This window comes from Paenibacillus sp. J31P316 (genome assembly GCF_056269105.1).
Window position 1 is genome coordinate 987,166 of record NZ_JBWDNI010000003.1, and the last position, 11,069, is coordinate 998,234.

Annotated in this window: 9 protein-coding genes; 4 read left to right on the forward strand and 5 right to left on the reverse strand. The window is 55.7% G+C overall.

The window, feature by feature from the left end; genetic code table 11:
• Positions 1–65: 65 nt before the first annotated feature.
• Both rsgA and AC0YNU_RS15310 read right to left on the reverse strand, forming a co-directional pair.
• Positions 66–1,271, reverse strand: coding sequence for a ribosome small subunit-dependent GTPase A (gene rsgA, locus AC0YNU_RS15305; RefSeq protein WP_475757933.1), 1,206 nt, complete (start codon positions 1,269–1,271; stop codon positions 66–68).
• Between the two features lie 513 nt (positions 1,272–1,784).
• A complete protein-coding gene (locus AC0YNU_RS15310) occupies positions 1,785–1,931 on the reverse strand; it encodes a YqzM family protein (protein ID WP_475757935.1) in 147 nt (48 codons plus the stop codon).
• 196 nt (positions 1,932–2,127) lie between these two features.
• On the opposite strand from AC0YNU_RS15310, the gene uvrC reads away from it, so the two are divergent.
• The gene (gene uvrC, locus AC0YNU_RS15315; RefSeq protein WP_475757937.1) at positions 2,128–4,146 is read left to right on the forward strand and encodes an excinuclease ABC subunit UvrC; all 2,019 of its coding nucleotides are present in this window, start codon (positions 2,128–2,130) and stop codon (positions 4,144–4,146) included.
• A 95-nt stretch (positions 4,147–4,241) separates the two neighbouring features.
• On the opposite strand, the gene AC0YNU_RS15320 is transcribed toward uvrC, so the two are convergent.
• On the reverse strand, positions 4,242–5,843 hold the full coding sequence (locus AC0YNU_RS15320; protein ID WP_475757939.1) for a CPBP family intramembrane glutamic endopeptidase: 1,602 nt from the start codon (positions 5,841–5,843) through the stop codon (positions 4,242–4,244).
• A 336-nt stretch (positions 5,844–6,179) separates the two neighbouring features.
• Positions 6,180–7,073, reverse strand: coding sequence for a LysR family transcriptional regulator (locus AC0YNU_RS15325; protein WP_475757942.1), 894 nt, complete (start codon positions 7,071–7,073; stop codon positions 6,180–6,182).
• Positions 7,074–7,382: 309 nt separating this feature from the next.
• Here AC0YNU_RS15325 and AC0YNU_RS15330 point away from each other — a divergent pair, with 309 nt between their 5' ends.
• From AC0YNU_RS15330 to sdhB, 3 genes are read left to right on the forward strand one after another with little or no spacing between them, the layout of a single operon-like run.
• A complete protein-coding gene (locus AC0YNU_RS15330; protein WP_475757944.1) occupies positions 7,383–8,054 on the forward strand; it encodes a succinate dehydrogenase cytochrome b558 subunit in 672 nt (223 codons plus the stop codon).
• 25 nt (positions 8,055–8,079) lie between these two features.
• Positions 8,080–9,825, forward strand: a complete 1,746-nt coding sequence (sdhA, locus tag AC0YNU_RS15335) for a succinate dehydrogenase flavoprotein subunit (RefSeq protein WP_475757947.1) — start codon at positions 8,080–8,082, stop codon at positions 9,823–9,825.
• Between the two features lie 14 nt (positions 9,826–9,839).
• A complete protein-coding gene (gene sdhB, locus AC0YNU_RS15340; RefSeq protein ID WP_475757949.1) occupies positions 9,840–10,604 on the forward strand; it encodes a succinate dehydrogenase iron-sulfur subunit in 765 nt (254 codons plus the stop codon).
• A gap of 259 nt (positions 10,605–10,863) precedes the next feature.
• Here the strand turns inward: sdhB and AC0YNU_RS15345 are convergent.
• Positions 10,864–11,069, reverse strand: a 206-nt coding sequence (locus tag AC0YNU_RS15345) for a hypothetical protein (protein ID WP_475757951.1), incomplete at its 5' end; no start/stop codon positions are given.

Sequence of the window (11,069 nt, forward strand, 5' to 3'; positions counted from 1 at the left end):
ATCCGATTGCTTATCGCTTGATAAGATCATAGTAGAATGTCCGCCGGGAGTCAACCTGTCTTCGATCAATCGTAGTCCGACGTCAGGGGAACGTTATTCGCGCGGGCAACATGGCGTTTGTCCGCGTTTTTCTTGGCGCGATTCGTGACGGAGCGCTCTTTGCGGGCTTGATGCGCAAGCTCTCGGCCGGTCTTCTTGTAGCTGGCGTAACGATGCTCGTCGAGCGAGCCGTTCAGCAGCGCTTCCCTGACGGCGCAGCCTTTCTCGGCCACGTGTTTGCAGTCGCGGAATCGGCAGCTCTCGGACAACGCTTCGATGTCGGCGAAAGCCTCCTGCCAGCCGGATTCCGAATCCCACAGCTGCAGCTCCCGCATGCCGGGCGTATCCATCATGATGAAGCCGCCCGGAAGGGGAAACAGCTCGCGGTGCGTCGTCGTGTGGCGGCCCCGGGCGTCGTCTTCGCGGACGCCTTGGACAAGCTGGCGCTCTTCGCCGGCCAGCCAGTTGAGCAGGGTGGATTTGCCCGCCCCGGAGGAGCCGGTAACGGCGATGGTACGACCCTGTTGGAGATAGGGAAGAAGAGCGGATCTGCCTTCGTCCTGCAGGGCGCTTACCGCGTGGACCGGTACGCCGGGAGCGGCCGCTTCGACTTCCGCGATGCGGTGGAGGGCATTCTCGCTTAGATCGGCTTTCGTCAGCAAGACGACGGGAGCGGCGCCGCTCTCCCAAGCGGCAACAAGGTAACGCTCGATTTTACGGACATTGTAGTCCCCGTTGAGCGCGTTTACGATAAACAAGGTGTCGATATTGGTGCCGATGACCTGCTCCTCCGGCACGCTTCCGGCGGCTCTGCGGATCATCGCGGTGCGCCTCGGCAGAACGCCGTGTATGACAGCCCGGCGCTCGCTTAGAAGAGGCTGGATGACGACCCAGTCTCCGACGGCCGGATAGTCGCTGCGGGATGCAGCTTGGAACTGAAACTTGCCGCTCACTTCCGCGGATAATTCGCCTGCTTCGGCTCCGATCCGGTATTGGTTCGTGAATTGCGCCGTGACGCGGGCGGGCACGAGACCGTCGATCGTCTTCGCGGCCGCTTCGAAGGCCGTCTGCCACTGATCGTTCCAGCCTAGCGCTTGAAGCGTATCGGCTTTAACGGCATCCGAAAGGACTTGCGGAGCATCTATGCCTGTCGGCGCGAGTGAATCTTGAGCTGTCGTATTCATTTGTTGCAGTTGTTGCGATTCTTGAGCTGCGTTAGATCGGATTGTCAAATCGGATAACCCCTTTGAATTGGTTTTGTTTGGTGTGGTTGGTGAAGCTGAATTTGAACTTGGGACTTGGACTCGGAACGAACGACAAAAAGACCGCAGGAAAGAAGCTCCTGCGGCCTGGCCATGCTGGGTGAGGCGTACGATTCTTATTGCTGCTCGTACTGGCGGATTGGTTTGCGCGAACAACCGCGAGGTTGGACATGCAGCATTCCGCGAATGAATTTGCCTACTACACCCGCTCGGACAGAAAAAAACCGCAGGAAACCGTAGCATACGGTTCCCTGCGGCGATGAAACGTCGGCAATTGAAATGCCGGTTTCTATAATCCGTCCGAGACCGATGCGTATGCGATTTCCTTCACAGAAACGATCGTGTTAGTGGTCACCATTTGACATCAGCCTCCTCATTTGTTTGATGTTGCCATTCTATGCGGAATGCAGCGGTTTGTCAACACCTGCTTGCTCCACGAAAATGGCCTCGCTCCGGCGGTCCGCCGAAAACAAGGCCAATGAGTTACGAAATCGCGAATTTGATAATCACCGCAACGGCGAAAATAACGAACAGAAGACCGAAGAATCCGCCAAAGCCGATTGCGACGTCGAAAAAATCATCGCGCGGTTCCTCGTTCAGATGCTCGCGTGGATCTCTTACATTTTCCATGTTTCATTTCCTCCTCTAAGGCGAAGATTGCTCCCCATAGTATAACCAACTTTCAGAATAATTGTAAAGTCGCGAACGTGACAAAATTGAGGACATTTTCCGGTCCCGGGTCTTCCTTCCATCGGCTTCTTCCGCCGCAATTCAGCCTGCCGTGTGGTACAATAAGAGACAGCGAAAGACCGGGAGGTAGACGACAATGGGGGAAAACCAAGCAGGCGAGACGGCCGTTGACAGGCGTCTTGCCGAAGAACGAATTCGCAGCAAGCTGGCGCTGCTGCCGGATCAGCCGGGCTGTTATTTAATGAAGGATGCCGGCGGAACCATTATCTATGTCGGCAAAGCGAAGGTGCTCAAAAATCGCGTGCGGTCGTATTTCAACGGCAGCCATAACGGCAAGACGCTGCGGCTGGTGTCGTTGATCCGCGATTTCGAATATATCGTCACGTCCAGCAACATGGAAGCGCTCATTCTGGAGTGCAACTTGATCAAGCAGTATCATCCGAGATATAACGTGCTGCTTAAGGATGACAAGACGTTCCCGTATATCAAGATCACGGGCGAGGCGCATCCTAAGCTCGAGGTGACCAGGCGCATCGTCAAGGACAAGGGCAAATATTTCGGTCCCTATCCCAATGCGTATGCTGCGGCGCAGACGAAGAAGCTGCTCGACAGGCTGTATCCGCTGCGCAAATGCGGGACGCTGCCGGACAAGGTTTGCCTGTATTATCATTTAGGCCAATGCGTAGCGCCATGCGAATTCGATATCGCTCCGGGCACGTACGAGACGATGGTGCAGGAAATTACCCGTTTTCTGGGCGGCGGACATGCCGAGGTAAGGAAGGCGCTGCAGGCTAAAATGGAAGCGGCCGCGGAGGAGATGGAATTCGAGCGCGCGAAGGAATTCCGCGATCAGATCATCGCCATCGATGCCGTTATGGAGAAGCAGAAGATCACGCTTAACGACGCCATGGACCGGGATGTCTTCGGCTTCTCGGTGGATAAAGGCTGGATGTGCGTGCAAATCATGTACATGCGGCAGGGCAAGCTGATCGAGCGCCGCGCGACGATGTTTCCTTACTACGGCAGCGCCTACGACGATTTCATGACGTTCGTGACGCAGTATTACTCGGAGAATCCGGCGCTTCCGAAGGAGATCTTCCTTCCGGCTCCGCCGCTGACCGAGGAAGCGGATCTAGCGGCAGAAGGTGAAGCAGCCGCGCCGGAGGCTGTTGAAGGGGCAGGGCTGGCCGCGGAATCGCAGGAGCCTTATATGCTCAGCGGCGCCGCGCCAGGAGCCGATTCGGATTCCGAATCGGAAGAAGAAGCCGGCGATGCCGATATGCCGATCGCCGGTTCGGCGGAGGAGGAGCTTCGTCAATCGCTGCAGAAGTGGCTGAAGGTGAAAGTATTTATCCCTCAGCGGGGCAAGAAGAAGGATGTCGTGGGGATGGCGGTTCATAACGCCAAGATGACCCTCGAAGAGAAATTCAAGCTGATCGAACGCGACGAGGACCGGACGTTCAAAGCGGCGGAAGGGTTGGCCGAAGCGATCGGACTTGCACAGGTCAGCCGCATCGAGGCGTTCGATAACTCCAATATTCAAGGTACGAATCCCGTCTCCGCGATGGTCGTCTTCACCGACGGCAAGCCCGACAAGCAGGAGTATCGCAAATATAAGGTTAAAACGGTCGTAGGGCCCGACGATTACGAAACGATGCGCGAAGTCATCCGCCGCCGCTACGAGCGCGTGCTGAAGGAAGGCTTGCAGCTGCCGGATCTGATCATCGTCGACGGCGGCCGCGGACAGATATCCGCCGCGCTGGACATCTTGGAGAATGAGCTCGGCCTGGCCGTGCCGGTATGCGGTCTCGTCAAGGATGCGAAGCATAAGACGGCTCAGCTCATGACCGGCGATCCGCCGCAGGTGGTGCCCCTTCCGCGCGACAGTCAGGCGTTCTACCTGCTGCAGCGGATTCAGGACGAGGTGCATCGCTTCGCCATTACGTTCCACCGCGAGCAGCGCGGCAAGTCGATGATCGCGTCCCGGCTGGATGCCATTCCTGGCATCGGCGAGAAACGCCGTAAGCTGCTGCTGAAGCATTTCGGCTCCATCAAAAAAATAAAAGAAGCCGAAATCGAAGATTTCCGGCCTCTGTCCATCGGCGAGAAGCTCGCCGCGCAAATTATTGAAGCACTGAGGGAGGAGCCGTCCTAGACGGTCTCGGCCCTCTTTTTCTGAATTCCAAGAGGTATAGGTTTCACTCCCTATCCTAAACTTGGAATTTTCCGGACTGAAACGCGCCGCACCGTCTACAAGGACGGTGCGGGACGTTTCACCTTATCCCAAATCCGGAAGAGCCATGCAATCGGAATCGGCAGCACGATATAGAAGATACCGAGCAGTATGTCGCTGGTGCCGCCCATGAACATGAGGGAGATCGCCATCATGGTGCTGTCGAATACCGCGTGCGCGAACAGGACGGTGATGAAGCCGAATCGCAGGAACATGAAGCTGAAGACGAGACCGATGACGGTCAGTTCCAGCAGCCTGGTGGTCGACGGGAATATCGGGTACGTGACATGACCGAGCGCCCAAATGATCGTCGGAATGAGCGAAGCGACGAACGAATTTTTGAACCAGCGCTTCATTAGTCCGATGCCGAACAAGCGGAATACCGCTTCTTCGGAAATCGCGGCGCACCAGGCAAGGAGCGGGAATGCCCACGGAAGCGCCAGATTGTAGGTCGACTGCGTCACGTCCGTCGTGGCCCAAGAGCCATAGACGCGCATGAGGATTATGAAAATGATGGTCTGCAAGCCCAGCAGCGCGAACGCCGTTAAATAACCAAGCCACATGCTCCGCCATACGTGGTCGCCATATCCCTTTTGGCCAAATCTTGGCCACGGATTGCGTCCCATAGCCCGCCACAAGCCGTCCCCCCCGACAAGGGAGAAATAAACGGAGAGTCCCATGATTATCGTGACGAAGCAGGTGACGATGACGGCCGCCGATGCGAGCATGTTGCCGTCGACCGATTCGCCGTAGCTGGCGAGAAGGCCGTCTTTCATGCTGATGTCATTGACGATATACATGACGAGGAAGAGCAGAGAGATGACAATCCCCCGTACGAACGAGCTGTGCTTGCGATAGAGAGATGCATAAATGATGGCTAGGATAAACAGCACGAAGGAGAGAAACAGACTGCCGATCGTCGACAAGTAGTTGGCCAGCTTCTTCTGCTTGGCTACGTAATCGGAATAACTTTCCGGCACGACGAAGCGGGGCTTGAACGAGGTGATACGGTACCCCCCGTTGTCCAGCTTCTCGCTGCGGATGCCTAGGATCAGCTTCGCCTCGCCGATATCGGCATTGGTTTTCTCCAGCCATACCTGCCCGGTTTCCGGCTGTGTCCGGTAGACCTTCAGCTCGGATTTGTTATAGCCCTTGGAGGCGGCGAATGCCATCGCGGAGTCGGTCAATCCGGAACCGGTGGCGGGGGAGGTTTCCTTGTCGCCTAACTGGTTCCATCCGACGACCGTTCCCTTCTCCATATGTACATACACGAAGACGACGCTGTTGTCCGGCATGTCCGCCGTCACTTGGAACGTGTCCGTCGGAAGCGTGCGATCGTATTTGTTCTCATAGCTCTTGGTCAGCTTTTTCTTCTCGAGGTAACCGTAAAGCATGCTGTCCGATTGATGCACGGCATGCACGCGGACCGGTTGACTGGCGAACTGCCGCTGTACGAAGTCCGCTGCAGCCTGCTCCGCTTTGCTTTTGGCGATGACGGGTTCGCTGTTGCTGGAGAAGAAGGACTCCGCCGTCGACGGGATAATTTGAATGAGCAGGTAAATGAAGATGCCGATTCCGGCCAACCACCCGAACCGCTTCCAATTTGGATTTAACTGCATTGCGTCCATGCGGCACCCCGTTTGTTCGAATTAGTGGATATGAAATCATACTTGCTTACCTTAACATAATCAGCGCGCTTTTATCCATGCTTCCCCTTGCGGAAGGCCTGGGCGGAACTGAAGGCACATGTCCTATTCATATTCGGTCGAAACGGTTATAAACCGCCGTAAGTCTCGAATCGGACGAAAAAGTTTCGGCAGCCGTTTAAGCAGCGGGCAGCGTTCGCAGAAATCGGCATAATCGTCGGACCAGCCATGGTATTGGATACGGAAATTGGCAAACAATAAGAACAGGACCCATCTGAGCCCAGCGTCCCGATCGTCTGCTATATAGGTCTACACAGGCTTGTAATGGGAGGAGATTTCGATAATCCATTCTCGGACGGCTGGGCTCAGACTTTCTAGATGGTCGTAAATGAGCGACGTCGTTCGTTTCGACTGCTGCAGCTCGCGAATCGGCACCACTTGCAGATCGTTGTCGGCCAACATCTGTTGACGCAAGTACGACTTGGGAAGCAGCGTCGCCGCGCGGCAGGTGTGAAGCAGACGAAGGATCGCCTCGAACGAGTCGATCTCCATTCGGACGTCGGGCAGCAGGCGATGCCGTTCGAACAGCTCGTCCGTCATGACCCGGTACCAGGTGCCTTTGGAGAATAAAATCATCGGCATGCCGTTCAAGTCGCTGATGACAGGAGCGCTTTTCTCCATTATAAAGTGATTCCGCGGCAGCACGAGCACGAGATGATCGTCGAAAAGGGGGACGCAGCTCAGCTGCGAATCTTCGATTCGGGAAGCTACGATGCCGAGATCGGCCTTGCGGTCGCGGACGAGCGTGACGATTTCATGCGTCTTGCCGGTAATGGCTTTGATGTCGAGCTCCGGACTGTGCGCCGTCAGCCCTTGGATGAGATCCGGCAGCGACGTTTGCAGCGTCGTCAGGCTGGCGCCGATCGTGAACGTGGAACGCCCGGTATGCTTGTATTCCGCGAGCAGCTTCAAGAAGCGAAGATGCTGCTGTCTCGCTTCCACAGCGTAATCGTAGGTCAGCTGGCCGATGCGCGTCAGCTCCAGCCGTTTGCCGATCCGGCGAAACAACAGCGTGCCGAGGTCCTGCTCCAGCTTGGCGATTTTGCGGGAAAGGGCAGGCTGCGACAGATTGAGCGCCGCCGAAGCCTTGTTCATGCTGGACTGTTCGACGACGACGGTAAACATGTTTAATTCCTCGAGCATGGGACGAACCTCCTTGTTTGGATGCGCATGTAATGATGCATATGCAAATTTGTTATAAGTTTTAATGAATAATACGCAATTCCATTATAAGCGTAAAAGGAGTATCATGTGAAATGTGACCATTATGTGTAAACCTTTAAGGGTAGCGGATCGAATGTACTGGCTGGTGTCAGACAGGCATGACTTTGTATCCAGTCAAAGGGGAGAAACCGTGTTGACGCCTATATAGGCGAGCGTTACAATGGAGAATGGTTTTGGCGAATAATGGCGAATGCAACCCCACAGTTTGGAAAGGAGAACGTTTACGTTATGAAAGGAAATTCGTATTTATCGCGCAAGATCCACTCCTTGCTTGGAGTCATCCCGCTCGGATTGTTCATTATCGAACACATGATAACGAACTATTCGGCCTATGAAGAGGGCGCGCAGGGATTTAAGGACAGCGTCAAGTTTTTGAACGATCTGCCGCTGGTCTTCTTCCTGGAGCTGTTCGGCATCTGGCTGCCGCTTCTGTTCCACGGCGTGTACGGCCTGTACGTGGCTTACCAGTCCAACTTGAACACGGGCCGCTTCCAGTACGGCCGCAACTGGTTCTTCACGCTGCAGCGGATTTCGGGCGTGATCACCTTCATCTTTATCTTCTGGCATTTGTACCAAACGAGGCTCCAAGTCATGTTGGGCAATGTAACGCATGAAGAACTCGGTAATCAGATGCACTCGATTACGACAAACGGGTTCTATTTCGTGTTCTACGTCATCGGCATCATCGCTGCTACGTTCCACTTCAGCAACGGCATGTGGGCGTTCCTCGTCAGCTGGGGCATCACGATCGGCCCGCGCGCGCAGCGCATCTCTTCTTACATTTTCATGGGCGTGTTCGTCATCGTAGCGCTCTTGTTCCTGCTTTCGCTCACGGCGTTCCGCGGCGACGAATTCAAGGAAGCGGCCTCTGCCGCCCTGCAATTGACGAATCTCGTTTAAGTTTTAAGACAAGGAGCGATTTGAAATGGCTAAAAATAGAATTATTGTCGTCGGCGGCGGCCTTGCCGGTCTGATGGCTACGATAAAGGCGGCCGAAGCAGGCGTTCACGTCGACCTGTTCTCCGTCGTGCCCGTCAAGCGCTCTCACTCCGTCTGCGCGCAGGGCGGTATCAACGGCGCCGTTAATACGAAGGGCGAAGGCGACTCCACGTGGGAGCATTTCGACGATACCGTATACGGCGGCGACTTCCTGGCGAACCAACCGCCGGTCAAAGCGATGTGCGACGCGGCTCCTGGCATCATCCACTTGATGGACCGCATGGGCGTTATGTTCAGCCGTACGCCGGAAGGCTTGCTTGACTTCCGCCGCTTCGGCGGTACGCAGTATCACCGTACGGCATTCGCCGGCGCGACGACCGGCCAACAGCTGCTGTATGCGCTGGACGAGCAGGTTCGCCGCTGGGAAACCGCAGGTCTCGTCACGAAGCGCGAGCACTGGGAGTTCATGGGTTCGATTCTCGATGACGACGGCGTTTGCCGCGGCGTATCCGCGCAGGACCTGCGCACCATGGAAATCCACACCTTTGCTGCAGATGCCGTTATTTTGGCAACGGGCGGCCCCGGTATTATTTTCGGCAAAACGACGAACTCCGTCATCAACACGGGTACGGCGGCAAGCGCGGTCTACCAACAAGGCGTCTATTACGCAAACGGCGAGTTCATCCAGATTCACCCTACGGCGATTCCGGGCGACGATAAGCTGCGCCTGATGTCCGAGTCCGCGCGCGGCGAAGGCGGACGGATCTGGACGTACAAGGACGGTAAGCCTTGGTACTTCCTCGAAGAGAAGTATCCTGCGTACGGCAACCTTGTGCCGCGGGATATCGCGACGCGCGAAATTTTCGCGGTCTGCGTCGACGAGAAGCTCGGCATCAACGGCGAGAACATGGTTTACCTCGACCTGTCTCATAAAGATCCGAAGGAGCTGGACGTTAAGCTTGGCGGCATCATCGAGATCTACGAGAAGTTCACGGGCGATGACCCGCGGAAAATTCCGATGAAAATTTTCCCTGCGGTTCACTATTCCATGGGCGGCATGTGGGTCGACTTCAACCAAATGACGAACATTCCCGGCTTGTTCGCCTGCGGCGAATGCGAGTATCAATACCATGGCGCGAACCGTCTCGGCGCGAACTCGCTGCTGTCCGCCATTTACGGCGGCATGATTACGGGACCGAAGGCCGTTGAATACATTAAAGGCTTGAAGAAATCGGCCGAGGATCTTTCTTCCAACGTGTACGACCGCGAGAAGAAGCGCCAAACCGACAAGTACGAAAGCATCTTGAAAATGGACGGCACCGAGAACGCGTACGTCCTGCACAAAGAGCTTGGCGAATTGATGACGAACAACATGACCGTGGTTCGTTTCAACAAACGTCTGGAAGAAACGATCTCGACGATCAAGGATTTGAAGCAGCGCTACCAAAACATCAACATCAACGATACGGCACGCTGGAACAACGCAGGCGTTGCGTTCACCCGTCAGCTGTGGAACATGATGGAGCTGTCCGAAGCGATGACGCTGGGCGCCCTGATGCGGAACGAAAGCCGCGGCGCGCACTACAAGCCGGAATTCCCTGAACGTAACGACGAGGAATTCCTCAAGACGACCAAAGCCAAGTGGACGGCTGAAGGCCCGCAAATCTCGTATGAGGATGTCGACGTTTCGCTGATCACGCCGCGTAAACGCGACTACTCCAAGGATAAATAGGAAGGAGAATCACGATGGCGGAAGCAGCAGTAGCATCTAAAATGGTTAAGCTGATTATTACGCGTCAAGACGCTCCGGATTCGGCGCCATACACGGAAGAGTTCGAGGTTCCATACCGCGCGAACATGAACGTCATCAGCGCGCTGATGGAAATTCAGCGTAATCCGAAGAAGGTCGACGGACAGAAAACGGCTCCCGTATGCTGGGAATCCAACTGTCTGGAGGAAGTGTGCGGCGCGTGCTCCATGGTTATCAACGGCAAGCCCCGTCAGGCTTGCAGCTCCCTGATCGACCAACTGGAACAACCGGTTCGACTTGCACCGATGAAGACATTCCCTGTCGTTCGCGACCTTGTCATTAACCGCGAGCGCATGTTCAATGCCTTGAAACGCGTTAAAGCCTGGATTCCGATCGACGGTACGTACGATCTGGGCCCTGGCCCGCGCATGGCGGAAACGAAGCGCCAATGGGCGTATGAGCTGTCCAAATGCATGACTTGCGGCGTATGCCTGGAATCATGCCCGAACGTCAATGACCGCAACAGCTTCATCGGCCCTGCGGCGATCTCGCAGGTTCGCTTGTTCAACGCTCATCCAACGGGCGAGATGAACAAGGAAGAGCGTCTGGAAGCGCTGATGGAAGACGGCGGCATCGAAGGCTGCGGCAACTCGCAGAACTGCGTGCGCTCGTGTCCGAAAGGCATTCCGCTGACGACGTCGATCGCGGCGATCAACAAGGATACGACGAAGCATTTGTTCAAGAAATGGCTGGGCATGTAGCTCCGGTTATGCGATGGGCGCTCCCGTGGTGCTCCGCACCAAAGTCGCTCCCATTCGCAAAACCTGCGCGGCAGGTTGAAGAGATCGAAAAGCTGTTCCCTAATACTTTGGGAACAGCTTTTTCGTTTGCGCTTGCGTGGTGCTGCGCACGAAAGTCAGGCTCCGGTTTTGCGATGGGCGCTCCCGTGGTGCTCCGCACCAAAGTCGCTCCCATTCGCAAAACCTGCGCGGCAGGTTGAAGAGATTGAAAAGCTGTTCCCTAATACTTTGGGAACAGCTTTTTCGTTTGCGCTTGCGTGGTGCTTTGCACCAAAGTCAGGCTCCGGTTTTGCGATGGGCGCTCCCGTGGTGCTTCGCACCAAAGTCGCTCCCATTCGCAAAACCTGCGCGGCAGGTTGAAGAGATCGAAAAGCTGTTCCCTAATACTTTGGGAACAGCTTTTTCGTTTGCGCTTGCGTGGTGCTG